The organism is Dyella sp. SG609 (assembly GCF_012275375.1).
Classification (GTDB): Bacteria; Pseudomonadota; Gammaproteobacteria; order Xanthomonadales; family Rhodanobacteraceae; genus Dyella_D; species Dyella_D marensis.
On sequence record NZ_JAAZQJ010000001.1, the window covers coordinates 389,465 to 415,026 of the forward strand.

Sequence of the window (25,562 nt, forward strand, 5' to 3'; positions counted from 1 at the left end):
GCTGGAAAAAGGCGCTGATCCTGCGACCGGATGCACAAGCAGGCCGCCGGCGGGAAGGGCGCGGCAGGGCTTTCGTGGTCAGGCGAATGGGAATGGCGCGGGGGTGTCCGAACGGAAGCCGCATCGGCGGCGGCCGGCCGCGCGTGTTCCATGCTGAGCGTGCGCAAGACGCGCCGCGATTCGACGATCCATGGTCCTGCCCCCTGTGTCGTGCCCCTGCCACGCAGCCCGCGGCGTAGCGCTGGCCGGGGCATCACAGCAGGCGGAGGAGCGGGCCGTCAAGGCAGCGGCGCGGGCATGGCAAGCGATGGCGGCGCCTGCCCGAACAGCACAAAAAAAGCCCTGGAAAGCTTGGTTTCCAGGGCTTTTCTTGTTTTCGAGCTGGTGCCGGAAATAGGAATCGAACCTACGACCTACGCATTACGAATGCGCCGCTCTACCAACTGAGCTATTCCGGCAGCGAGCCGCGAATTCTACGTAACGGCCGATGGGGGCGCAAGCGGCGAGGGTGGCGGCTGTTTTGCCGGGCGATTCATGGGCTTGCGTTCTGCGCCTGATTTTTCGGACTACTCCCAATGCCTTAAGCACCGCCGTCCGTTCCAGAATGCCCGCAGCCGATTCAGGCCACATGTAGGCGCAGCGGTAGTGGGGAGTCCGATACGGACGACCACAAGGGGGCATGCGGGCAAGCGTCTGATCCGCGGTGATCCACGCGGCTTTGCGGGATGGAAGCGTCCCCGGCAGCAGGAGGAAGTCTGGCAATGCGTCTCACAAGTACCGAGATATGGGCGGGAGTCGCCAGGGATTGGTTAGGACGATTCGGCGAGCAAGTGTCGGATCAGGCGCGGGCGTCGATTCAGACGCCGGAGCACTGGTTTCTCCACGCCGCCCTGGGCGTGGTGCTGCTCGGCGCGGTCGCGGCGGCATGGCTGCTGCTCCGCCGCCGCCTGGCGCCGGCGCGCAGCGGCAGCGCAACGCCTGCGGCACCGGTGGACCAGGCCATGCTCGCGACGATCAGCCACGATGTGCGCACGCCGCTCACCGGCATCATCGGTACGCTCGAACTGCTCGGCTATTCCGAGCTCACGCCGCGCCAGCGCTCGCTGGTCGAAGGCGCCGAACACGCTTCGCGAACCTTGCAGCAACGCATCGAGAGCCTGCTTGCGCTGGTCTGGCTGGGCGCCGGTGCCGCACCGCGCGGCGGCTGTTCCTTCATGAATGACGCGCGCCACGGACCGTCCTCGGCAGAAGCGGACCTGTCCGGGCGGCCGGAACCCGATGCGTCGACCCGCGAAGACGCGCAGCGGGTCGTGCGGCGCCTGCTCGACGTGTTCGGCGAGGATGCGGCGGCCATGGACGATTACCTGCGGCTGATGTGCAACGAGGAGCAGCGCCTGTTGCTGCATCTCGACGGGCGCGATCTGCAGCGGCTGCGCGAAGTGGCGCATTACCTGTGCGGCATGGGTTCGTTCTTCGGCGCGCAGCGGCTGTCCGTGCTGGCCGGCGCCGTCGAGCCTGGCCGGGACGCGGAAGAGGTGCTCGGGCACGCCAAGGCCCTGCACGATTATCTGGCTGGCTTTATCGATGCGCTGCGTGCAAGCAGCGAGGAAGCTTCCGCAGCTGCAAATAATACGAATGCGATTTCGGATACATCGCATGGAAATGCATCGGGTGCCGCATTAGAACATTGAACGCTGCGCGCAGGACTTCCCAGCGCGAGTTTTCCGGGACATCGCATCAGCGGACCCGCCGTGGCAAGTCCCGGCATGTCCGCCATCCAGGCGCTACGAAGCCAAGGAGATTTCTTAAGTGAACACCACGAACGACGCGAACATCCGGATCATTCTGGCCGACGATCATCCGATCATTCGCAAAGGCGTCATGGCCGTGCTCGGCGGCAGCGACATATCCGTCGTCGGCGAGGCGTCCTGTCCGGTGGAATTGCTGTCCCTGCTCAGCCGGGTCGAATGCGATGCCGTGGTCACCGACTACATCATGCCCAGCGACAGCTCGCCGGACGGCATCCGCCTGATCGAACGGCTGCGCGAGCTGCGGCCTGAGCTGCCCATCGTGGTGCTGACCATGCTGCGCAACGTCGCCTTGCTGCAGGCCCTGCTGACGGCGGGCGTGAAGGCGATCGTGGACAAATCCACCGCCATGGCCGAGATCCATACCGCGGTGCGGCTTGCGGCCACGGGCCACGTCTTCGTCAGCGCCACGTTCGAAGGCCGGCTGTCGCGCTTCGGCGCGCACTCGATCAACCGCCTGACCGATCGCGAGGGCGAAATCATCCGCCTGCTGGTCGCCGGCATGAGCGTCACCGAGATCGCGCGCAAGCTGGACCGCAGCGTCAAGACGGTGAGCAAGCAGAAGACCGACGCGATGAAGAAGCTGGGCCTGCGCTCGGACATGGAGATCTACGCCTACGCCACCGAAGTGGGCTACTGAGTCCGCCGCGGCGCCATGCGCGGCACGAGCCATGGCGATTCATCACAGGGAGGCCGCGGCATGTTCACCGCCGTCATCGTCGACGATCACCCCATGATCAATGGGGCGATCCGCAACATGCTGGAGCGGACCGGGGAGTTCAAGGTGCTGGCCGAATGCACCAGCGGCCAGCTGGCGCTCTCCGTCGCCATGGAGCTGCAGCCGGACCTGCTGGTCATCGACCTGGACATTCCCCAGCCGGACGGCATCGAAGTGATCTGCCGCCTGCGCGAGGGCGGCGGGCCGATGGCGATCCTGATGATTTCCGCCAGCGAGGAAACCGTCAGCGGCGTGCGCGCGTTCCGCGCCGGCGCCGACGGCTTCGTGCACAAGTGCGCGCCGATGGAGGACGTGGTCGCCGCGGCGCAGCTGATCGTGCGCGGCAAGATCTATTTCAGCCGCGGCATCATGGATGCGGCGTCCAGCCTGGCGGCGAAGGGCACGCGCAGCCCGCTGCACGAGCTGGGGCGGCGCGAGTTCGAGGTGTTCCGCTGCCTGGCGCTGGGCATGGCCAATATCGACATCGCACGGCACATGTCGATCAGCAACAAGACCGTCAGCGCGCACAAGCGCAACCTGATGGACAAGCTGGGGCTGGCGAACATCCGCGAGGTGATCGAGCTGGCGCGCCAGCACCGGATCATCGAATGAAAGCTCAGGCGCGCCGCCGCGCACCCTGCAGCAGCCGCAGCACGCCGGCGCAGGCCAGGATCACCACCGCGCAGCCGGTCGGCGGCCACCAGCAGCGCGCTTCGCGCAGCAGGCCCACGCTGACGAGGAAGCACGCAGCGAGGGCTATCAGCGCGACTATCCACGCCGAGCGCAGGCCGGGCAGTCCGTACAGCAGGAACGGAAACGCCAGCAGCGCCGCGCCGATCGCCAGCTGCCCGCTGAAATTCAGCGGCGCCAGCGTGCTGCCGTCGTGCATCGATTCCAGCAGGTTGGCCTGGTATTCCACGCCGGGCATGCGCTCGCTGCCGCCGGAAGCGGAGGTGTCGAGCAGGTCGCCCAGGCCCGCGGCGGTGGCGCCGATCAGCACCCAGCGGTCCTTGAGCAGGGCAGGTGGCACGCGGCCTTCGAGCACATCTACATAGGACACCTGGTCGAAGCTGCCGGCGGGGCCGGCGAAATGCAGCATGACGTAGTCGTCGCGCAGCCATTGATAAGGCGAGGCGCTGTCCAGCGTCGAACGATGCAGGCTCAGCGGCTGGCCTTGCGCCGCGGAGGCCTGGCCGAAGTCGCGCACCGCGAGCGCCAGCGCGGGCCAGTAGGGACTGCCCAGCCCGGCGTGCAGATACGCACCGCGCACCACGCCGTCCTCGTCCTTCGCCGCGTCCACGTGGCCGAACGCCGCCGCGGCGCTGGCGATCTGCGGCGGCGGCAGCATTTCTTCCAGCGTGCCGCCGAGATCCGCCGCTTCCGGAAACACCGGCATCACCACGCGGCCGTTGCGCCGCATGGCCTGCGCCAGCGCCTGGTCGTTTTCCGGATGGCGCAGGTCCGGCTCGGCCATGGTGATGTCCATGCCCACCGCGCGCACGCCGGCTTCGCTCAGGCGGTCGAGCAGGCGGGCGTGGGTGGCGCGCGGCCACGGCCAGTTGCCGAGTGCGGACAGGCTCTTCGGATCGATCGCGACGATCGCCACCGCGTCGCCGGGGCCGTAGCTCCAGTGGCGCATGTGCAGGTCGTAGAACGCGTTGTCCAGGCGCACGGGCAGGCCGCTGGCCAGCACCAGGGTGAGCGCCGCCACGCCGATCATCCAGCCCAGCGCGCGCGCCAGCAGCGCCATCGGATGGAAGCGCTTCATGCGCGGACGCGCCGCCGCTGCAGCTTGGCGACGGCGCGTTCGCTCATCGCGTCACAGCGCCAGCCACAGCAGCGCCGCGCCGCCGCCGGCGATGGCCCAGCGGCAGGAGGCGCAGCTGATGCGCGTCTTCTGCGCGGGACTCCACGGGCCGGCGTAGCCGTCGACGTCGATGGTCTGCACGCGCACGTACCACTTGCCGGACTTGAGCTTCTTCAGGTCCAGCTCCGGCTTGTCGACCGTGGCGTCCACCTCGGGCTTGGCGAACTGCGGATCGCGCGCCAGCTGCACGTGGTAGTGCTGCCCGGGCGTGCCGCCGGGCCAGCTCAGCACCAGGTCGCCGTTGGAGCGCTTCGGCTCGCCCGGCACCGGCACCGGCGGTTCTTCCACCAGGTCGAACGGCAGCGCATGCGTATACGGACCGACCTTGCCGCTGCTGTCGCGGCTGGCCACGCGCCAGTAGTAGCGGCCCAGCGGCAGCGCCTGCGGCGCGCGCGTGCCGTCGCCGCGGGCGTTGTCCTGTTCGGCCAGCACCTGGCCGAAAGCGGCGTCGGCGGAAAGCTGCCACCGGTAGGAAACGGCCTGCACGCTCTCGGTCCAGCGGAACTCCGGGCGCTTGTCGCGAACCTTGCTGTCCGGCTGCGGCGACACGATCAGCGGTGGCTGCGGCGTGCCGTCGATGGTGACGTTCGGGCAGACGCCGTCCAGTCCTTCCAGCGCACCCGCGCCTATGCCGCGCACGCGCACGGCGTAGCTGCCGTCCGGCAGGTCGGGCAGGGTGGCGGTGCTGGTGCTGACCACGCGGTCCAGCAGCAGCGCTTCGAACTTGTCGTTCGGCGCCAGCTGCAGCCGGTAATGCTCGGCGCCGGCCAGGGCCGGCCAATGCAGTTCGACCGGGAACTGATTGACCGGGCCGCTCGGGCAGGCGATCGCCGGCGCCGGCAGCAGCTCCTGCGGCTGGCCCGGCGCGGCGCCGTCGGCGGTGGCCACGCCGCGGCCGGATTTCACCAGCACGTGGCGCTTCTCGCCGCCCACGTCCACCTTGCCGCCCACCACTTCGGTGCGTGCGGCGCCGTCACCGGCGACCACGCGGAAGTGCGTGCCGCGCACGCTGGAAATGGTGCCCGGCGTGGACACGCTGAAACGCGCCGCGCTGCCGGTCAGCGGATGCACGTCGCTGTTGACGCGCCCGCGCTGCAGGCGCAGCCGCGTGTCGACCATGCCGGTATCGCCATAGGCGCTGAGCCGGTCCAGCGCCAGCTCGCTGTTGGCCTGCACCAGCACGCGCGAGCCGTCGGCGAATTCCAAGGTGAGGCTGGTGTCGTTGCCGGTGCTCAGGCTGGCGCCGTAGCCGAAGCTCATGCCGGCCTTTACCGGCACCGGCGCGGCGCTGTCGGGCAGCTTGGCCGTGGCCTCGCCGATCACCGCCACCACCTTGGCCTTGGCCGGCTCCAGGCGCAGCCAGGCGACCGGGATATGGAGGGTCATGCCCGGCGGCAGATGCAGGGGATCGGCGACGTGGTTGTAGTCCTGCAGCTTCTGCCACGGGACATCGGACTTCAGATAACGGGCGGCCAGGTCCCAGATGTTGTCCTTGGGACGTACGCGGTACGTCCAGTCGGACGACGGCGCGGCCTGCGCGACGGTGGCCGCAGCCAGCGCGATGGCGAAAACGATGCGTTGAACGATCGGGGCGGTGCACGTACGGCGCTCGAGCCTGGGCCGCCCCCAAACCCTGTATGTCATGGGAAAACCTCTTTCCTGTTGCGCCCCCTGACGCTCACCGCGCGGTCCCTCCGGGTCGATGGATCGTCCAATCCATCCAACGCCCGTGCGGATTCAGACAAATCCTATTGTCGCGGACGCCCGGAAAAATAGCTAACCAAGCCCCTGCTCGGCGGTCAGCCGGTTCAGCTTGGTGAGCAGCGCCTCCACCTCGGCCGCGTAGCCGGGCAGGCGGGGCAGGGTTTCCGGGGCCGCCGCGCCGTGCAGCGCTTCGAGCAATTGCCGGCCCCGGTTCAGCAGCGGACCGTCGTCGAACAGCTGCAGCGCGCCCAGCAGCCGGTGCAGGCTGAGCGCGGCGGCGGCCGGGTCGGCGTGCTCGACACTGCGGCGCAATTCGCCCAGGTCGTCGTGGCTGGCGCTGGTGAAGGCGCGCAGCATGTCCGAATACAGCGCGGGGCCGTCTTCGGCTTCGGCCATGCCGGCCAGCGGCGTGGCGCGGCCGGGGAGCCCGGCACCGGCGCCCGCCACGGCAGCGTTCTCCGGCAGCCATCGTTGCAGCGCCTGGCTCAGCGGCAGCAGTTGCAGCGGCTTGGCCAGCACGTCGTCCATGCCGGCCTCGCGCACGCGCACCGCTTCGCCGGCCAGGGCGTTGGCGGTCATGGCGATGATCGGCAGGCGCCGCGCGGCGCCGCTCTGCGCCTCGTGCCGGCGCCATGCCGTGGCGAGTTCGTAGCCGCTGAGGCCCGGCATGTTGCAGTCGGTGAGCAGCAGCGCGTAATCGTGGCCGGACAGCGCGTCGAACGCGTCCGCGCCGTTGTCGACCACCTCGCAGGCCAGACCCAGCAGGGCGAGCTGGCGCTGGATCAGCTGCTGGCTGACCGGATGGTCTTCCGCTACCAGGATGCCGCCGCGATGGGTGGACAGGCCGGCGAAGGAGGCCGGCGCCGGTGCGGCCGCTTCCGGTGTGGCGGGCAGTTCCGCATAGGCCTCGTCGCGCAGCTCCAGCGCCCCCAGGCACGCACGCAGCAGCGCCTGCCAGCGCAGCGGATTGGCGCTGAGCCACCAGCGTTCGTCGCGCTGCTCGGTGCCGCCGGAGGGCAGCGCCTCCCCGGTCACCGCCACCACGTGCGAGCTGATGCGCGTCTCGCTGTCGCGGTCGGCCGGCTCGACGAACAGCAGGCTCGCCGCCATGCCTTCGCGCAGCGGCTGCTCCGGCGGCGCCAGCTCCACCGTCAAGCCCAGCGACTTCAGATGTTCGCCCACCGCCGCGGCGATGTCCGGTGCGGCCAGCCGCACCACCGCATGGCGGCCGCGCAGCGAGGCCGGTGCAGCCGCTTCGCGTTTTTCGACCGGCAGCCACACGTCGAAAGCGACGGTGGTGCCGGCGCCCGGCGTGCTGTCCAGTTCCACCGTGCCGTCCATCAGCGTGGCCAGGTGCCGGCAGATCGCCAGGCCCAGGCCGGTGCCGCCGTAGCGCCGGCTGGTGGAGGCTTCGGCCTGGGTGAAGGGATTGAACAAATGGGCCTGCTTGTCCTTCGCAATGCCGATGCCGGTGTCGCTCACGCTGATGCGCAGCTGCTGCCGCGCGCCATCGTCGCCCAGCACCACCAGCCGCACCGCCACACTGCCGCGCTCGGTGAACTTGGTGGCATTGCTCAGCAGGTTCAGCAGGATCTGCCGCAGGCGCACGCTGTCGCCGCGCAGCGTGCCGGCGACGGTGGCATCCACCGCCAGCCGGATCGCCAACCCTTTGGTTTGCGCGCGCGCCGCCATCACGCTCACCACGTTGTCGGCCAGCACGCGCGGATCGAAGGCGCTGTCGTCCAGGCGCAGGTCGCCGGCTTCGAGCTTGGAGAAATCCAGGATGTCGTTGAGCACCTGCAGCAGCACGCCGGCGGAGTCCTCCACCGCGCGCAGCAGTTCGCGCTGCTCGGCATTGATCGGCGTGCGGCCGAGCAGTTCGAGCATGCCGATCACGCCGTTCATCGGCGTGCGGATCTCGTGGCTCATGGTGGCGAGGAAATCGGCCTTGGCCTTGGAGGCGCGCTCGGCCACGTCGCGGGCGATGCGCAGCGCTTCGTTGCGCGCATTCAACTCGGTGGTGTCGATGAAATAGCCGGCCAGGCTGAGCCGGCCTTCCGGCAGCGCGCGCGGCGCGAGCATGGCGTGGATCCAGCGCAGGCCTTCGGCGCCGAACGCGCGGAAGTCGAGCGAGCGCGGCGCCAGGTCGTCGCCGAGCGGCGAGATCAGGGCGAGGAAGGCGTCGGCGTCGTCCGGATGCACGCGTTCTTTCAGCGGCCGCTCCTGCAGCACGTCGCCGTCGCGCAGCAGCTCGCGCGTGTCCAGGCCGAACAGGGCCTGCACGTCGCCGGCGGAAAACGTCACGTGGCGCGTGCCATCCGCATCGCGCTGCAGGGTGAACACCACCACCGGGATGTGCTGCACCACTTCGCGCAGGCCCCGGTCGGCGCTGCGCGCGGCGCGCTCGGCGGCGAGCTCGTCTTCGCTCTGCCGCAGGCGCTCGTTCTGCCCGTGCAGCCGCCAGGCCAGCGCCATGGCAGCCACCGCCACCAGGATCAGCAGGCCCGCCAGCATCAGGGTGGCGCCGGTGACCGGCACCGCCTGGTTATCCACCAGGGAGTTGTCGATCCAGGCGAAGGCCAGCGCGGCGGCGGCCGGCCGGGAGAACGCAAGCCTGGAGCAAGGACGGCGTAGCGTGGTTGGCATGGCGTTCCTGGACGTCACGGTTCCGATCGGGTGCGCGGCAAGCGCGCCGGCGACCGGCGGCCTGCTGTGGTTGGCGATGCTCCCCGTGGCGCAGGCGGCCGGTGTCCATGTCCCGCTGCGCGTTCATGCTACTGTTGCCGCCGTTCCGGTACAAACCGGACGGACCGGCCGGGGGGAGCCCGCCGGGGCAGTTGGCAAGGGGGTTACCCAGGCAAGGCAGGGCACGTTGCGGGTCATCATTTCCGACGATCATCCCGTCGTACTGATGGGATTGAAGGCAGCCCTGCAGGGCTACGGCGAGCGCTTCCGCATCGTGGGCGAGGCGCGTAGCGGCAAGGAGCTGTTCGCTCTGCTCGAACGCGAGCCCTGCGACCTGCTCATCACCGACTTCGCCATGCCCGGCGACAACCCCGACGAAGACGGCCTGGCCATGCTCGCCCGCGTGCGCGAACACTGGCCGCAGCTGCCCATCCTCGTGCTCACCATGCTCAGCAACCCGGCCCTGGTGCAGGGCATGCTCGCCGCCGGCGTGCGCGGCGTGGTGGACAAGATGGCGATGACCCGCGAGCTGATGCTGGCCATCGACATGATCAAGGCCGGCCGCGTGTACCTGAGCGAACGCACCCGCCGGCAGATCGAGGGCGGCGACGAAACCAGCGCGCTGTCGCCGCGCGAGGCCGAGGTGGTGCGCTTCCTCGCCCAGGGCGTCACGGTTTCCGAGATCGCCCGCCGCACCGGCCGCAGCGTCAAGACCATCAGCCAGCAGAAGCGCGACGCCATGCGCAAGCTCGGCCTGGACGGCGACAAGCAGCTGTTCGACTACGCGCGGTCCAACGGGCTGTTGTAGCCCCTCCCTCAACCGGATTCCTTCCCCGCAGGCCCCGCTGGCCGGCGCGCTTCGCGTGCCTGAATGCGGGGTTCAGCCGCTTATCACGTCATTTCGGTCAATTGCGTGACTTAAAGCACATTCTGTGCGCACTAGGACTTTTCTGATTCAAAGCGTGCTCCCCGTCACCAAAATGTGCCATGCCAAGTGCGACGGGGCACGTCCGCTCTTTCAGGGCTCAGCGCCCACCCCGTGCCGCACCCGGTTTCCCGCATACCAAGGATGCGTATGTGTCGGCGAGCTAACGCTGGCGGTACCCAGGCACTAGCCCCCTGGCGCCTGGGTGCCGGGATCCTCATTCCATGCGGGATCCACATGCAACGGATGGCATCGGCAGTCGGAGCAACGGTCATTCGGGAAAGACGATGAGCAGGAATCGCAACGGGTCATGCACGCAGGTCGCCGCCACGGCAGGGCTGTACGCCAAAGCGGGACGGGCATGAACGCTGCCATGGCCTGGCCGATCCGGCGCCGCTCGCTGCTCGATGTGCTCCGCCTGGTCGGGGATGCGCGCACGCGGCCTTATCACAGCCCGCGCGACATGCAGCTGTGGCGCGAACTGGCCGAGCTGGTCGCGCATACCAGGCAGGACGAACCGGCGTCGCTCGCGCGCATCCGCCAGCCCTTGCTCCGCCGCATCCTGGAAGCCGAATGGGGCGCGCCCGCCCTGCACGACGAAATCGCCCTGGCCATGCTGCGTACCGAAGAGAGCCTGCTGGCGGTCGATCCGGACATGGGCGACGTGCTGCGCCGCGCGGTGGCGACGCTCAAGCGCCTTTATTGAGTGCCGCTCAGCAGCGGTCGATCGCGATGGTGTGGCCGCAGCTCACCAGTTCGATGCGCGCGTCGTCGTCGCTGCGTTCGCGCGCGAGCATGCGCGCCAGCTTGATCGCCGGACCCAGGCGCAGGCCGCCGGAAACCGGCAGGTCTCCAGTCCACAGGGTCCAGCGTCCGTTCTGGTCTTCCTGGATGCGGTAAACGATGGTCTGCATGATGTCGCCCCCCGGCTGGCGCGCGCGGCGGCATGCCACCGTCGCGCGCGCTGCCTTGCTGTGGACCGGCGCCGTGCTCAGGCGCGCTTGAACAGGCGCACCACGAACAGCAGCACGATCGCGCCGAGCGTGGCGGTGACGATCGAAGCGATCAGTCCGCCGCCGAGGCTGATGCCGAGCAGGCCCGACAGCCAGCCGCCGATAAAGGCGCCCACGATGCCCACCACGATGTCGACCACGAGGCCGAAGCCGCCGCCCTTCATCACCACACCGGCCAGCCAGCCGGCGACCGCCCCGATGACCAGCCACGCCAGGATGCCGTGCGTCATGTCATGCCCTCCGTTCGTTGATGGAACGGCCGTGCGGGAGTGCCCCCGTGTCCCGGCCGCATGGCCCGCCGCGTGCTGCGGTCGGGTCGGGCGGCAGTCTAGGAAGCGCGCTGCGGCGGCTCTTTCAGATAAGTCCTACTTGCACGCAACGAAGCCGTTTTCGTGCGGCAGCTGTTCAGGCTGATCCGAGCGCGGTTGGCGTCGTTCTTGCTGCGGCGTTTTCTTTCGGCCATCTGATCGATTGACGACCTTTTCACGGCACGTGGCGGCAAACTCCGCCGCGCGCGCATTTCGTGATATGGCGCGCAGTTTTTACGGAAAGGAACATCGCCGCCGCTCCTCCCGGCAGAGGAGCGGACGACCGGCAGGGGATCGAAGCTCGCGTGCGGAGCCGCGCGAATTCTTCGACGCAAGTGGACCGACCGCTTCACGCAAGCGGCGGACCGGCTCGCGGCAGGGCGGGGGCGTGGAACGACCTCCAGGGGGTACGCGAGCTGGCAACGGTGCGGTGCCTATCGGTAAGGAGGCTGTCATGCAGGTGCTTCGTTCCAGCTATCGCCGCGGCTCATTCCATCGCGATGGGCCTCCCCCGGCGTCGCCACCAGGGCCGCATCCCGCGTAAACCGCGCGGAAGGGGATTCCTGATTTTCATCTGATTCGATCCGCCGCCCGCGGGGCGGCGCGTCGCCGTGCGTCCGCGCGCCTGCGCGGGCCGATGGCGGCTGCGGTGCGTGCCCATTCGTGCAAAGGAGAAACCGTCATGCAGGTGCATCGTTCCGGCCGCTTCGGCCGCCGCCCCCTGGTCCAAAGCATCCTGCTCGCGCTGGCGCCGGTGATCGCGCTGCCGTTCACCACCGGCGTGGCATTCGCCGCGTGCACCACCGCCGGCACCACGGTTACCTGCGCCACCGGCTCCAGCACCAACAATCTTTCCAACAGCACGGCCAATGTCACGGTGAACGTGCAGACCGGCGCGGTGGTCAGTTCGCCGCCGATCGTCGGCGGCAACTCGCTCACGCTCACCGGCAACGGCATCACGCTCAACAACCAGGGCACGATCGATCCCACCACCAACAGCGCGGGCCTGTCGCTGGTGATGGCCGGCTCGGTGCTCGGCAACGCCTCCGCCAACACCATCGCGGTGAACAACCTGGCCGGCGGCTCGATGCGCGGCATGTTCAACATCGCCACGCTGTTCGGCTTCGGCGGCCAGGCGCTGACCGTGCAGAACGGCGCGGGCGGCACCACCACCATCGCCAACGCCGGCACCATCGGCATGTCGCTGCTCGGCGGTGGCAACACCGCCGACGCGGGCGCGGTGGTGACCTATGGCGGCGCCAACGCCAACCTCACCAATACCGGCACCATCACCGGCCGCATCGGCCTGGGCGCGGCGAGCAGCGGCAGCAATACGTTTCTCAATGCCGGCACGGTCAACGGCAGTATCTACCTCGGCGACTCGGCCGCCGGCAGCACCTTCACGGCGGTTTCGGGTTCCAGCGTCAACGCTTCGGGCGGCACGGCCATCGCCGGTGTGATGACCGGCGTCACCGGCGTGAAGCTGGCCGCGGCCGGCACGGTCAGCGCGGGCACCGGTGCGAACAACACGCTGGTATTGCAGAACTCTGCCGCGGGTCCCGGTTCGGGTACGGGCGGCGCTGCCACCACCATCGGCGCCGCCGGTTATCTCGGCTTCCAGCATCTGACCGTGCACAGCGGCACGTGGAATCTGCAGGGCGCGCTGGTCAGCACCGACGCCACGCTCAACGACGGCCTGATCAATTTCGACAACGCCAACGTGTTCGGCAGCGGCTCGTTCACGGTCAACGGCGGCGCGCTGGCCTCATCCACCGCGGGCTTGTCGCTGGGCAATAACGTCGCGCTCAACGGCAGCCTTACGCTCGGCGGCACCAACAACTTCGGTTTCGGCGGCGTGCTCTCCGGCACGGGCGGCCTGGCGATCAATACGACGTCGCCGATCACGCTGTCCGGCGCCAATACCTTCGGCGGCGGCGTCGCGCTCAATGCGGGCGGCCTGGTGTTGGCGAACGGTTCCGCGCTGGGCAGCGGCGCGCTGGGCGTGGGCGGCAATGTTTCGTTCGATGCCTCGGTGGGCTTGTCGCTAAGCAATACCGTCAACCTTGGCGCGGGTGGCACGCTCAATCTGCTCGGTGGGCAGCCGCTGGTGTTCAACGGAGCGATGAGCGGCACCGGCGGCCTGGTGAAGGGCGGCAGCGCCTTGCTTACCTTGAATGGCGCGAACAGTTTCAGCGGCGGCCTGGCGCTCAATGCCGGCGGCCTGATGCTGGGCAATGGCGGTGCGCTGGGTACCGGTGCGTTGAACGTCGGCGGCAATGCCACGCTCGATGCGTCGCTTGGCCTTTCGCTGGGCAATGCCGTGAACCTCGGCGCCGGCACTTCGCTCAACCTGCTGGGCGGCCAGGCGCTGAGCTTCAATGGCTTGATCGGCGGCAGCGGCGCGCTGGCGAAGAACGGCGGCGCGCTGCTCACCTTGAATGGCGCGAACACATTTACCGGTGGCCTGTCGCTCAATGCCGGCGGCTTGATGCTCGGCGACAGCGGTGCGCTTGGCACCGGCGCGTTGAACGTGGGCGGCAACGCCACGCTCGACGCTTCCGTGGGTTTGTCGCTGGGCAATGCAGTGAACCTTGGAGCGGGCGGCACGCTCAGCCTGCTCGGCGGGCAGGCGCTCAGCTTCAACGGATTGATTGCGGGTGCCGGCGGCCTGGCCAAGAGCGGTAGCGCGCAGCTCACCTTGAATGGTGCCAACACCTTCAGCGGCGGCTTTGCGCTCAATGGCGGCGGCCTGCTGCTCGGCAATGCCGGAGCGCTTGGCACCGGCGCATTGAATGTCGGAGGCGCCGCCACGCTCGACACCTCCGGCGCATTCGCCTTGAACAACGCCATCGCGATCGGCGGCGGCGGTTCCTTGAATCTGCTCGGCAGCAATGCGCTCACGTTGAACGGCGGTCTTTCCGGCGCGGGCAGCCTGCTGAAGAGCGGCGCTGCCACGCTCACGCTCGGCGGTGCGAACAGCTTCACCGGCGGCCTTTCCATTCTCGGCGGCACGCTGGCGCTGGGTGCCGGCGGCAGTCTGTCGCCGAGCGCGGGCATCACGCTTTCGGCGGGAACGAATCTCGATCTGTCGGGCGCGGGCACGGATCAGGCGATCGGTTCGCTCGCCGGCCTCGGCGGTTCGTTGAATCTCGGCGCCCACACGCTCACCCTCAATGGCCTGGGCGACACCAGCTTCGCCGGCAGTATCGCGGGCACCGGTGGACTGGTGAAACTGGGCACCGGTATTCAGACCCTGGCCGGCGCCAGCAGCTTCGGCGGCGGCGTGGCTCTGAACGCAGGCGGCCTGCTGCTCGGCGATGGCGCCGCGCTGGGGACCGGCGCGCTCAGCGTGGGTGGCAATGTCTCGCTGGATGGCACGGGTGCCTTGTCGCTCGGCAATGCGGTCAACCTCGGCGCGGGTGGCACGCTCAATCTGCTGGGTGGCCAGCCGCTTAGCTTCAATGGCGTGATCTCCGGTGCCGGTGCGCTGGTAAAGACCGGCGGCGCGCTGCTTACCTTGAATGGCGCGAACACCTTCGGCGGCGGTCTTGCGCTCAACGGTGGCGGATTGCTGCTGGGCAATGCGGGTGCCTTGGGCACCGGCACGCTCGGCGTGGGTGGCAATGTCACGCTCGATGCGTCGGCCGGGTTGACACTGGGCAATGCGATCAGCCTCGGCGCGGGCGGTTCGCTCAACGTGCTCGGCGGCCAGCCGCTGGTGTTCAACGGCGGACTCACCGGCGCGGGCGGCTTGATCAAGAGTGGCGGGGGTCTGCTGACCTTGAATGGCGCCAACGATTTCAGCGGCGGCCTGGCGATCAATGCCGGCACGCTGGCGATGGGCGCTGCCGGCAGCCTGACGGCCAACGTCGATGTTTCGCTCGCCGCCGGCGGCACGTTCGACTTGAGCGGCGGCGCGAACCAGACCATCGGCACCCTGGCCGGTCTCGGCGGCACCGTCAATCTCGGCGCGCAGACGCTCACACTGGGCAACGCCACCAGCCAGAGCTTCGGCGGCCTTATCGCCGGTACCGGCGGCCTGGTGAAAGTCGGCGCCGGCATCCAGACGCTCACCGGTGCCAACACCTTCAGCGGCGGTCTCGCGCTCAATGCGGGCGGCCTGCTGCTCGGCAACGGCGCCGCGCTTGGCACGGGCGCCCTCGGTGTCGGCGGCAATGTCACGCTGGATGGCACGGCTGCGTTGTCGCTGGGCAATGCGGTGAATCTCGGCGCAGGCGGCACGCTCAACCTGCTGGGCGGCCAGCCGCTCACCTTCAATGGCGCGATCGGCGGCACCGGAGCGCTGGTGAAGAACGGCGGCGCGCTGCTCACCTTGAATGGCGCCAACACCTTCAGCGGTGGGCTTGCGCTCAATGCGGGTGGCTTGCTGGTGGGCAACGGTGCGGCGCTGGGCACGGGCGCCTTGAACGTCGGCGGCAATGTCACGCTCGATGCTTCGGCCGGACTCACGCTGGGCAACGTCATCACGCTCGGCGCGGGTACTTCGCTCAACGTGCTCGGCGGCCAGCCGCTGGTGTTCAACGGCGGGCTTGTCGGTACGGGCGGCTTGATCAAGAGCGGCGGTTCGTTGCTGACCTTGAATGGCGCCAACACTTTCAGCGGCGGCCTGGCGATCAACGCTGGCACCCTGGCGATGGGCGCGGGCGGCAGCCTCAGCGCGAACCTCGACGTGTCGCTTGCCACCGGTGCGACGTTCGACCTGAGCGGCGGCGCGAACCAGACCATCGGTTCGCTGGCCGGCCTGGGCGGCACCGTCAATCTCGGTGCGCAGACCTTGACGCTGGGCAACGGCACCAGCCAGACCTACGGCGGCCTGATCACCGGCGCCGGCGGACTGGTGAAAGTCGGTACCGGCATCCAGACGCTGACGGGCGCGAACAATTTCACCGGCGGCGTCGCCTTGAATGCGGGCGGCCTGCTGCTCGGCAATGGCGCGGCGCTGGGCACCGGCACGTTGAACGTCGGCGGCAACGTCATGCTGGACGGTACGGCTGCATTGTCGCTGGGCAATGCGGTGAATCTCGGTGTGGGCGGCGCGCTCAACCTGATCGGCGGCCAGCCGCTGAGCTTCAACGGTGCGATCTCAGGCGCCGGTGCGCTGGTAAAGAACGGGGCCGCGTCGATCACCCTCAATGCCGCCAACACCTTCACCGGCGGCACCACCATCAACGCCGGCACGATCGCCCTGGGTGCGAACGGCAGCCTCGCCGCGAATGGCGCATTGAACCTCGCCGGTGCCGGCGCAAGCCTCGATCTTTCCGCGGCAGGCGCCGATCGGGTGATCGGCGATCTGTCCGGCGTCGCGGGCAGCAGCATCCTGCTCGGCACGCACAATCTTGGCTTGGGCGGCGCCGCCAACCTGAGTTTCGGCGGCGGAATCGGCGGCAACGGCGGCATCGTCAAACTGGGCGCCGGCATCACTACGCTCACCGGCGCCAATACTTATCTCGGCGGCACCACCATCAATGCCGGCACCCTGGCCCTGGGCGCAGGCGGCAGCCTGGCCGCGAATGGCGCGGTGAATCTTGCCGGCGCGGGTGCGGCTTTCGATATCGGTGCCGGCGGCAACCAGGCGATCGGATCGCTGGCCGGCATCGCGGGCAGCACGGTGAACCTGGGCGCGAATGCGCTCACGCTGGGCGGCGCGGCCGATGCGGATTTCAGCGGCGCCATCGCCGGTACCGGCGGCTTGATCAAGAACGGCGCGGGTATCCAGACGCTCGGCGGCGCCAGCACGTTCAGCGGTGGACTGACGCTCAACGCCGGTGGCCTGGTGGTTGGCAACAATGCGGCGCTGGGCACGGGGGCGCTCACGCTGGGCGGCAACGCTTCGCTTGCCGCCAACGGCAATATCAGCCTGGCCAATACGATCGGCCTCGGCGCCGGCTTTGGTTTGAATGTGCTGGGCAACGGTGCGCTCACGCTGGGCGGCGTGCTTTCCGGTGCCGGCAGCCTTGCCATGAATGGCGCTTCCACGCTTACGCTGACCGGTGCCAACACGTTTACAGGCGGCACCTCGATCAATGCGGGCACCTTGGCCCTGGGCGCCGGCGGCAGCCTCAGTTCGACGGGTACGGTAACGCTCGGCGGCACCGGGCTGTTCGATATCTCCGGTGGCGGCAATCAAACGATCGGCTTGCTCGCCGGTGCAGGCGGCAGCGTCAATCTCGGCGCCAGCACGCTGAGCTTGGGCGGCGCGGGCAGCGGCAATTTCGCTGGCGCCATCGGCGGCACCGGTGGCTTGATCAAGCTCGGCGCCGGTACGCAGACCTTGTCGGGCAACAACAGCTTCACCGGCGGCATTGCGCTCAATGCGGGTGGGCTCAGCCTGGGCAGCAACACCGCGCTCGGTACCGGCACGCTCACCGTGGGCGGCGCCGCCACGCTCGATGCCACCACCGCGCTCACGCTTGCCAACAGCATGCTGCTCAATGCCGACCTGACTTTCGGCGGCAGCAACGCGCTCACCCTCAATGGCAACCTCAGCGGCAACGGTGGCGTGATCAAGAACGGCGCGGCCGCGCTGACCTTGAACGGGGCCAACAGCTATCTCGGCGGCACCTTCATCAACAGCGGCACGCTGGCGCTGGGCGCGGGTGCCAGCCTTGCGGGCAGCGGCACGGTGAATGTTGCGGTGGGCGCCACCTTCGATCTGTCGGCCGGCAACGGCACGCAGACCTTCGGCACGCTCACCGGCGGCGGCACGGTGAACATGGGCGCCAACACGCTCAATGTCGGCGGCGCCACCAATGGAACCTTCAGCGGCGGCATCGCCGGCAGCGGTGGCGTGGTGAAGATCGGCGCGGGCGTGGAGACCTTCACCGGCGCCAACACCTATACGGGCGGCACTGTGATCAGCGGCGGCACGCTGGCACTGGGCGCGGGCGGCAGCCTTGCGGCGAATGGAGCGGTGTCGCTGGTCAACGCGGGCACCGCGTTCGATATCAGCGCGGGTGGCAACCAGGCGATCGGCACGCTGTCCGGCGTGGCCGGCAGCAACGTGAACCTGGGTGCCAATACGCTCACGCTCGGCGGTGCGGTGGATGCCAGCTTCGACGGTGCGATCGGCGGTACCGGTGGCCTGATCAAGAACGGCGCGGGCATCCAGACGCTCAATGGCGCCAGCACGTTCAGCGGCGGCGTCGCGCTCAATGCGGGCGGCCTGGTGGTAGGCAACAACGCGGCTCTGGGCACCGGCGCGCTCAGCGTCAACGGCGCCGGCACGCTGGCCGCCAACGGCAATATCAGCCTCGCCAACAATGTGACGCTGGGCGCCGGCCTCACCGTGCAGGGCGGTGGCGCGCTGACGCTGGGTGGCGTGATTTCCGGTGCCGGCAGCCTGAGCATGAATGGCGGCTCCACGCTCACGCTCACCGGCGCCAACACCTATACCGGCGGCACCACGATCCAGTCCGGCGTGCTGGCGATCGGCGCGGGCGGCAGCCTCGCCGCCAACGGAGCGGTGACACTCGGCGGTACCGGCAGCTTCGATATCTCCGCGGGCGGCAACCAGACCATCGGCTCGCTGGCCGGCGCTTCCGGCAGCGTCAATCTCGGCGCCAACACGCTGACCTTCGGCGATGCGAGCAATCAGACCTTCGCCGGCACCATCGGTGGCACCGGGGGCTTGTTGAAGACCGGAACGGGCACGCAGACCCTGTCCGGCAACAACACGTTCAGCGGCGGCGTGGCGCTGGTGGATGGCGGCCTGATCGTGGGCAGCAATAGCGCGCTCGGCACCGGCACGCTGACCGTGGCCGGCGCGGCCACGCTGGATGCGAACAACGCGGTCACCCTTGCCAACAACATCGTGCTCAATGCCGGGCTGACGGTGGGCGGCAGCAATGCGCTGACGCTCGATGGCAACCTCAGCGGCCTCGGCAGCCTGACCAAGCAAGGCGCGGCGACGCTGACCTTGAACGGCGCCAACACCTACAGCGGCGGCACGCTGATCAACAGCGGCATCCTGGCGCTGGGCGCGGGTGCAAGCCTCAATGCGGGCGGCATCGTCAATGTGGCCACCGGCGCCACTTTCGATCTCTCCGCCGGCAACGGCACGCAGGTGTTCGGCACGCTCACCGGCGGCGGCACGGTGAACATGGGCGCCAATACGCTGCACGTCGGCGGCGCCACCAACGGCACCTTCAGCGGCGGCATCGCCGGCAGCGGCAGCCTGGTGAAGGATGGCGCGGGCACCGAGACGCTGACCGGCGCCAACACCTATACCGGCGGCACCACGATCAATGCGGGCACGCTGGCTATCGGCGCGGGCGGCAGCCTGGCGGCGACGGGTGCCGTTGCGTTGATCAATCCCGGCGCCGCCTTCGATATCAGCGCGGGCGGCAACCAGGCGATCGGTTCGCTGGCGGGCAGTGCGGGCACCACGGTCAGCCTGGGCGGCAACGCGCTCACCCTGAACGGCGTGGGCAACACGAGTTTCGCCGGCACGATCTCCGGCACCGGCAGCCTGATCAAGAACGGCGCGGGCGTGCAGACGCTGAGCGGAGCCAATACGTTTACCGGCGGCGTCGCGCTCAATGCGGGCGGGCTGAGCGTGGGCAATGCCGGTGCGCTGGGCAGCGGCGCGCTGACGGTCAATGGCGCGGCAACGCTCGACAACACCACGAGCCTGAACCTCGCCAATGCGGTGAACCTCAACGCCAACCTCGACGTGGTGGGCAGCAATGCACTCACCTTGAGCGGCGCGATCGGTGGCACCGGCGGCTTGATCAAGGACGGTGCGGCGACGCTCACGCTGAGCGGCGCCAATAGCTATACGGGCGGCACCACCATCAATGCCGGCACGCTGGCGCTCGGCGCGGGCGGCAGCCTGAGCGCGGCCGGCACGGTGACGCTCGGCGGCACCGGTACGTTCGATATCGGCGCGGCCGGCAACCAGACCATCGGCGCGCTGGCCGGCACCGGCGGCACCGTCAACCTGGGCGCCGCCAGCCTCACGCTCGGCGGCGCCGCCAGCAGCGTGTTCGCCGGCGCCATCAACGGCAGCGGCGGGTTGATCAAGAACGGCACCGGCGTGCAGACGCTGTCCGGCGCCAGCACCTTCAGCGGCGGCGTGACGCTCAACGGCGGCGGCCTGCTGGTAGGCAACAACGCGGCGCTCGGTACCGGTGCGCTCAACGTGGGTGCTTCGGCGACGCTGGATGCGAGCGGTCCGATCGCACTGGCCAACGGGGTCACGCTCGGCGCGGGCGCCGCGCTCGACGTGCTCGGCGGCAGCGCGCTGAGCTTGAACGGCGCGGTGAGCGGCAGCGGCAGCCTCGTCAAGGACGGCAACGCCACGCTGACCTTGAACGGCGCCAACACCTATACCGGCGGCACCACGATCAACACGGGCACGCTGGCCCTGGGCGCGGGCGGCAGCCTGGCGGCGACGGGGGCGGTCACGCTCAACGGCACCGGCGTGCTGGATCTCAGCGCAGCGGGTGGTGCGCAGACCATCGGTGCACTGAGCGGCGCGGGAGGTGGCATCAATCTGGGTGCGAACGCCTTGGCTTTCGGCGACGCCAGCAACCAGACCTTTGCCGGAACCATCAGCGGCACGGGCAGCCTGGTGAAGAACGGCAGCGGGGTGGAGACGCTGTCCGGCAACAACAGCTTCACCGGCGGTGTTGCGCTCAATGCGGGCGGCTTGATCGTCGGCAGCGCGAATGCCTTGGGTACCGGTGCGCTCGCGGTCAACGGCGCGGCCACGCTCGATGCGACCGCGGCGCTCAACGTCGCCAACAACGTCGCGCTCAATGGCGGCGCCACGCTGACCTTGCCCGGCGCCGGCGGCGCGGTGAATCTCGGCGGCGTGGTCAGCGGCAGCGGCAGCCTGGTCAAGGACGGCGCCTCCACGCTCACGCTGGGTGGCGCCAATACCTTCACGGGTGGCGTCACGCTGAACGGTGGCGGGGTTCTGCTGGGCAACAACAACGCGCTCGGCACCGGCGCGCTCACGGTCAATGGCGCGGCCACGCTCGATGCGTCGGCTCCGGTCTCGGTGGGCAATGCCATCGCCCTCGGCGGCGGCACCACGCTGACGCTGCCGGGCGCGGGCGGCGCGCTCACGCTCAATGGCGCGATCAGCGGTACCGGCAATCTGGTCAAGGACGGTGCGTCGACGCTCACCTTGGGCGGCGCCAATACCTTCACCGGCGGGTTGACGAGCAACGGCGGCGGCCTGGTTCTCGGCAATGCCAATGCACTCGGCACGGGTGCGCTCGACGTCGCGGGGGCCACCACGCTCGATGCGACCGGGCCGCTCACCGTGGCGAACGACGTCACGCTCGGCGCCGCGCTCAGCCTGGGCGGCGCGCAGGCGCTGACGCTGGGCGGCACGCTTTCCGGCAGCGGCGCGGTGAACGTGGGCGGCACGGCGCCGATCACCTTGAACGGCGCCAACAGCTTCACCGGCGGCGTCACGCTCGGCGGCGGCAACCTGGTGGTGGGCAATGCCACGGCGCTGGGTACCGGTGCGCTGACCGCCAACGGCGGCTCGCTGCAATCCAATGCCGCGGTGACGCTCGCCAACAACGTCAGCATCGGCGGCAACGGCCTCACCGTGCAGGGCGCGGCGGATCTTGGCCTCAACGGCAGCCTCACCGGCACCGGCACGCTGGACAAGCAAGGCAGCGGCACGCTCACGCTCGGCGGTGCGCTGGGCGGCTTCGGCGGTTCGCTGGCGGTGAACGGCGGCACGCTGACCGCCACCTCGCCGTACAGCGGCGGCATCAGCGTCGGCACAGGCGCCACCGCCAACCTGCAGGGCAGCGGCAGCAGCGCGACGGTGAACGGTGCGCTGGCCGGCACGCTCAACCTGGGCGCCGGCAGCGCGGTGAACGTGGGCTACGGTGCGCTGGGCGGCATCACCGGCACGGTGAACGGGCAGGGCGCCGGCACCGCGGTCAACCTCACCGGCACCGGCGAGGCGACGCTGCCTTCCGGCACGTTCAACAACATCGACAACCTCAACGTCGGCGCGGGCGGCACGCTCGGCATCGCCGGCGGCACCGCGGCGAGCTTTGCCGGCGGCAGCACGGTGGGCGGCAACCTGGTGGTGAACAGCAACGGCAGCCTGGGCGGCCCGGCGACGATCGCCAATGGCGGCGCGCTGATCGGCAGCGGCACGGTCGGCGGCAATGTCACCTTGAACGGCACGCTGGCACCGAGCGGCCTGCCCGGCGCGGGTGGCATGGCCGGTGGCAGCGGCGCGGCGGGCAGCACCATCACGCTGGGCGGCTTGAGCAGCGGCGGCAGTGCGATCACCGATATCCGCGCCACCGCGGCGGGCACCAGCGACCACGTGCAGGTCAACGGCGCGGCCACGCTCGGCGGCCAGCTGGTGGCGCTGCCGGCGGCCGGCTCCTACGCGCCGACCACCACCTACACCATCCTCAACGCCACCGGTGGACTGAGCGGCAGCTATGCGAGCGTGGTGCAGAACCTGCTGCCCTTCCTCACCGCCAGCGTCACCACGCAAGGCAACGCGGTGCTGCTGACGCTGACCCAGGCCGGCAGCGGCGCGCCCACCGGCACGCCGTTCAACCAGTACCCGGGGCTGTCGTCCAACCAGGTGGCGATGGCGGGTGCGCTGCAGACGATCTCGCAGCAGACGCCGCAGCGCCTGGCCACCTTGCTCGGCTACGCGCGCGGCCTCACCAGCGACCAGGTGATCGGCTCGTTCGACACGCTGACCGGCGAGACCTATGCCTCGTCCACGCGCTACGAACTCAACGGCCAGGGCCAACTGCTCGATACCGTGTTCCATCGCCTGAAGCTGGCGCGCGATACCGGCGAGCAGGGCACGGCGGTGTGGGCGGAGCCGTATACGTACAGTTCCAGCCGCGACGCGAGCAATGGCATTGCCCAGACCGACTACCGCATCCGCGGCGTGATCGTCGGCGCGGATACCACGCTCGGTTCCGATCTGCGCCTGGGCGCGCATGCCAGCTTCGGCAATTCACGCACCCAGGTGGACAGCCGCCGCGACCGGGTCGATATCGACCAGTACACGCTGGGCCTGCATGCGTTGTACATGCCGGTGGAGCAGTGGTGGGTGGAAGGCGCGGCTTCGTATGGCTGGCAGCGCGCCAGCGGCGACCGCAGCATCCAGGTGGGGCCGCTGTTCGATTCGCGCGCCAGCTCGCGCTACGACGGCACGTCGCTCAACGCCGGACTGGAAGGCGGCTATCGCTTCAACACCGGCGCGTGGCATCTGGAGCCCTTCGTCGGCGCCTACTACGCCAAGGTGAAGTACGACGCCTTCACCGAGCAGGGCGCGGGCGATGCCAACCTCGCCGTGGGCCGCTCGCGCGCCAGCAGCATGGCCTACGGCGCGGGCTTGCGCGTGATCGGCGATTTCGCCAGGCAGGCCAATGGCACGCAGATCCATCCGATCTTCCTGCTGCGCTATCTGCACGACACGCGTGCCGATGCGGATGCCACCACCAGCGTGGCTTTCGCCGGCGCACCGGACATGGGCTTCGCCGTGCACGGCACGCCCGGCGTGAGCAATCACTGGCAGGCAGGCGCCGGCTTCAGCTTCGACATCTCGCCGCAGGCCAGCACCTACTTCTACTACACCGCCGATATCGCCAGCCGCGGCGACAGCCATGCCGCCAACCTGGGCGTGCGCTGGAGCTTTGCCGCGCCGGCCGCGGCGATGGCGGCGAGCGCGCGCCGGATGGACGCGCTGCCGGCGGCGCCGCTGGCTCCGGCCGCCGCGGCCGTGCCGGCTGCAGCGCCCGCGGCGGACGATCCGTCCTCGCGTGGCGACAAGGCCGCGCCGGTGGTTGCCGGCGCCGCGCTGGCCGCTGCCGGTGCGGGTGCCGCCGAAGCGGCCAAGCCAGCAGCTACGGACGACGCCCCGCTCGGCAAGTGCAAGCCGCGCGCTGCGGCGGGCGCCAAGAAAGCCGCGATCGCCAAGAGCAAGCGCACGGGGCCGCGCCACGTGCCGGCGCCGGGCACGGGTGCCAAGCCGGCGGTGGTGGTGAAAAAGAAGAGGGCGGTACCGGCGAAGCCGAAGCCCGCTGCCGCCGAGCCGCTGTGCGACGGCTGAGCGCCGCCGCCTTTGCCCCCTCTCCCCGCCGGGGAGAGGGTTGGGGTGAGGGGCCGGGCGGAGCGGTGCGCGGAGGGTCGTTACAAGCTCAAAAGCTCTTGCTCGCCCGGTAGAAACATTACCGCGAGCACCCGCCCCTCATCCGGCTGCCGCCACCTTCCTCGCTCCTCAAAGCCGGGCACATCCATGTGCCCTCCCCGCGTACTCCCCGGAGGGGAGAAGGGTTCCTTCGGTTAGAGCTGCACCACGTCGAAGTGCACGTCCGGATTGACCTCCGCCGCGTAATCCACATCCTTGCGCCCGAACCCGAACAGCTTCTGGAACTCCGCCTTGAAGCCTTCGTAATCGGTGATCTGCTTCAGGTTGGCGGTGGTCACGGTCGGCCACAGGGCCTTGCAGGCCTGCTGCACGTCGTCGCGCAGCTCCCAGTCGTCCAGGCGCAGGCGGCCTTCGTCGTCCAGCGGCGCCGGCTTGCCGTCGGCGCGGTACATGAACTCGCGCAGCAGGCGGTTGGCCTGCTCGATGCAGCCTTCGTGGATGCCCTTCTCCTTCATGATGCGGAAGGCCAGGGACACGTACAGCGGAATGACCGGGATGGCCGCGCTGGCCTGGGTTACCACCGACTTCATCACGCCGACGCGGGCGTCCAGGCCGGGGTGGCGCTGGCGCAGCTCGCGGGCGGTGTTGTCCAGGTGCTGCTTGGCCTTGCCCAGGGTGCCGTGCCAGTAGATCGGCCAGGTGATCTCGGTGCCCACGTAGCTGTAGGCGATGGTCTTGGCGTCGGGTGCGAGCACGCCGGCCTGGCTGAGGGCGTCGATCCACAGCGCCCAGTCCTCGCCGCCCATCACGGTGACGGTGTCCTTGATCTCCTGCTCGGTGGCCGGTTCCACCGTGGCCTGGATCACCTCGTCCTTGTCGGTGTTGACCGAGGTGGCGGTAAAGGTTTCGCCCACCGTCTTGAGGGCCGAGCGCACCACCTCGCCGGTATCCGGCAGCTTGCGCACGGGGGAGGCCAGCGAATAGACCACCAGGTCGATCGGGCCGCCCATCTCGTTCTTGATGATCTCGATGGCCCGCTGGCGCGTCTCGTTGGCGAAGGCGTCGCCGTTGATCGACTTGCTGTACAGGCCGGCCTGCTTGGCCGCCTCGTCGAAGGCCCAGGCGTTGTACCAGCCGGCGGTGCCGGGCTTGCTCTCGCTGGAGGGTTTCTCGAAGAACACGCCCAGGGTGGCGGCCCCGAAACCGAACGCCGCCGCGATGCGCGAGGCCAGCCCGTAGCCGGTGGAGGCGCCCAGCACCAGCACCCGCTTGGGGCCGGCCGGGGTGGCGGCGCCCGCCTGGCGGGTGATGGCGATCTGCTCCAGCACGTTCTGGCGGCAGCCGGTGGGGTGGGCGGTGACGCAGATGAAGCCGCGGATCTTGGGGTTGATGATCACGAGTCTCGGGTCCGTCT

12 protein-coding genes and 1 tRNA gene are annotated in these 25,562 nt (G+C 69.4%); 6 read left to right on the forward strand and 7 right to left on the reverse strand.

Going from position 1 to position 25,562, the window contains the following annotated elements:
- Nucleotides 1-382: 382 nt before the first annotated feature.
- Nucleotides 383-458 (reverse strand) — tRNA-Thr (locus tag FHW85_RS01825).
- Nucleotides 459-725: 267 nt separating this feature from the next.
- Here FHW85_RS01825 and FHW85_RS01830 point away from each other — a divergent pair.
- The 3 genes from FHW85_RS01830 to FHW85_RS01840 all read left to right on the forward strand — a co-directional run bounded on the left by FHW85_RS01830 (nucleotide 726) and on the right by FHW85_RS01840 (nucleotide 3,138).
- A complete protein-coding gene (locus tag FHW85_RS01830; protein ID WP_168647119.1) occupies nucleotides 726-1,691 on the forward strand; it encodes a histidine kinase dimerization/phospho-acceptor domain-containing protein in 966 nt (321 codons plus the stop codon).
- 118 nt (nucleotides 1,692-1,809) lie between these two features.
- Entirely contained in the window at nucleotides 1,810-2,448 is a 639-nt protein-coding gene (locus FHW85_RS01835; protein WP_167254629.1) for a response regulator transcription factor, read from the forward strand.
- 60 nt (nucleotides 2,449-2,508) lie between these two features.
- The gene (locus FHW85_RS01840; protein ID WP_167254631.1) at nucleotides 2,509-3,138 is read left to right on the forward strand and encodes a response regulator transcription factor; all 630 of its coding nucleotides are present in this window, start codon (nucleotides 2,509-2,511) and stop codon (nucleotides 3,136-3,138) included.
- A gap of 4 nt (nucleotides 3,139-3,142) precedes the next feature.
- Here the strand turns inward: FHW85_RS01840 and FHW85_RS01845 are convergent, their stop codons facing one another.
- From FHW85_RS01845 to FHW85_RS01855, 3 genes are all read right to left on the reverse strand, one after another.
- Nucleotides 3,143-4,294 (reverse strand): CHASE2 domain-containing protein, encoded by a 1,152-nt coding sequence (locus tag FHW85_RS01845; RefSeq protein ID WP_246866609.1) that lies wholly within the window; start codon nucleotides 4,292-4,294, stop codon nucleotides 3,143-3,145.
- Nucleotides 4,295-4,345: 51 nt separating this feature from the next.
- Nucleotides 4,346-6,037, reverse strand: a complete 1,692-nt coding sequence (locus tag FHW85_RS01850; RefSeq protein WP_168647120.1) for a FecR domain-containing protein — start codon at nucleotides 6,035-6,037, stop codon at nucleotides 4,346-4,348.
- 132 nt (nucleotides 6,038-6,169) lie between these two features.
- Nucleotides 6,170-8,743, reverse strand: coding sequence for an ATP-binding protein (locus FHW85_RS01855; RefSeq protein WP_168647121.1), 2,574 nt, complete (start codon nucleotides 8,741-8,743; stop codon nucleotides 6,170-6,172).
- Nucleotides 8,744-8,969: 226 nt separating this feature from the next.
- On the opposite strand from FHW85_RS01855, the gene FHW85_RS01860 reads away from it, so the two are divergent.
- A complete protein-coding gene (locus FHW85_RS01860) occupies nucleotides 8,970-9,590 on the forward strand; it encodes a response regulator transcription factor (protein ID WP_167254637.1) in 621 nt (206 codons plus the stop codon).
- Nucleotides 9,591-10,068: 478 nt separating this feature from the next.
- The gene (locus FHW85_RS01865; protein WP_168647122.1) at nucleotides 10,069-10,413 is read left to right on the forward strand and encodes a hypothetical protein; all 345 of its coding nucleotides are present in this window, start codon (nucleotides 10,069-10,071) and stop codon (nucleotides 10,411-10,413) included.
- A gap of 7 nt (nucleotides 10,414-10,420) precedes the next feature.
- Here the strand turns inward: FHW85_RS01865 and FHW85_RS01870 are convergent, their stop codons facing one another.
- Nucleotides 10,421-10,621 (reverse strand): hypothetical protein, encoded by a 201-nt coding sequence (locus FHW85_RS01870; RefSeq protein ID WP_167254641.1) that lies wholly within the window; start codon nucleotides 10,619-10,621, stop codon nucleotides 10,421-10,423.
- Between the two features lie 77 nt (nucleotides 10,622-10,698).
- Complete coding sequence (locus FHW85_RS01875; RefSeq protein ID WP_168647123.1) at nucleotides 10,699-10,950, reverse strand: GlsB/YeaQ/YmgE family stress response membrane protein; 252 nt, start codon at nucleotides 10,948-10,950, stop codon at nucleotides 10,699-10,701.
- Between the two features lie 760 nt (nucleotides 10,951-11,710).
- Between FHW85_RS01875 and FHW85_RS01880 the strand changes: the two genes are divergently transcribed.
- Nucleotides 11,711-24,109, forward strand: a complete 12,399-nt coding sequence (locus tag FHW85_RS01880; RefSeq protein WP_168647124.1) for an autotransporter-associated beta strand repeat-containing protein — start codon at nucleotides 11,711-11,713, stop codon at nucleotides 24,107-24,109.
- A 233-nt stretch (nucleotides 24,110-24,342) separates the two neighbouring features.
- Here FHW85_RS01880 and fabV read toward each other — a convergent pair whose 3' ends face one another.
- A complete protein-coding gene (fabV, locus tag FHW85_RS01885) occupies nucleotides 24,343-25,545 on the reverse strand; it encodes an enoyl-ACP reductase FabV (RefSeq protein WP_168647125.1) in 1,203 nt (400 codons plus the stop codon).
- Nucleotides 25,546-25,562: the final 17 nt, after the last annotated feature.

Excerpts from the sequence above, each read along its gene's own strand:
- FHW85_RS01830 (WP_168647119.1), top strand. The coding sequence starts at position 726 with ATGGAAGCGTCCCCGGCAGCAGGAGGAAGTCTGGCAATGCGTCTCACA.
- FHW85_RS01840 (WP_167254631.1), top strand. The coding sequence starts at position 2,509 with ATGTTCACCGCCGTCATCGTCGACGATCACCCCATGATCAATGGGGCG.
- FHW85_RS01845 (WP_246866609.1), bottom strand. The coding sequence starts at position 4,294 with ATGAAGCGCTTCCATCCGATGGCGCTGCTGGCGCGCGCGCTGGGCTGG.
- FHW85_RS01850 (WP_168647120.1), bottom strand. The coding sequence starts at position 6,037 with ATGACATACAGGGTTTGGGGGCGGCCCAGGCTCGAGCGCCGTACGTGC.
- FHW85_RS01855 (WP_168647121.1), bottom strand. The coding sequence starts at position 8,743 with ATGCCAACCACGCTACGCCGTCCTTGCTCCAGGCTTGCGTTCTCCCGG.
- FHW85_RS01865 (WP_168647122.1), top strand. The coding sequence starts at position 10,069 with ATGAACGCTGCCATGGCCTGGCCGATCCGGCGCCGCTCGCTGCTCGAT.
- FHW85_RS01870 (WP_167254641.1), bottom strand. The coding sequence starts at position 10,621 with ATGCAGACCATCGTTTACCGCATCCAGGAAGACCAGAACGGACGCTGG.
- FHW85_RS01875 (WP_168647123.1), bottom strand. The coding sequence starts at position 10,950 with ATGACGCACGGCATCCTGGCGTGGCTGGTCATCGGGGCGGTCGCCGGC.
- FHW85_RS01880 (WP_168647124.1), top strand. The coding sequence starts at position 11,711 with ATGCAGGTGCATCGTTCCGGCCGCTTCGGCCGCCGCCCCCTGGTCCAA.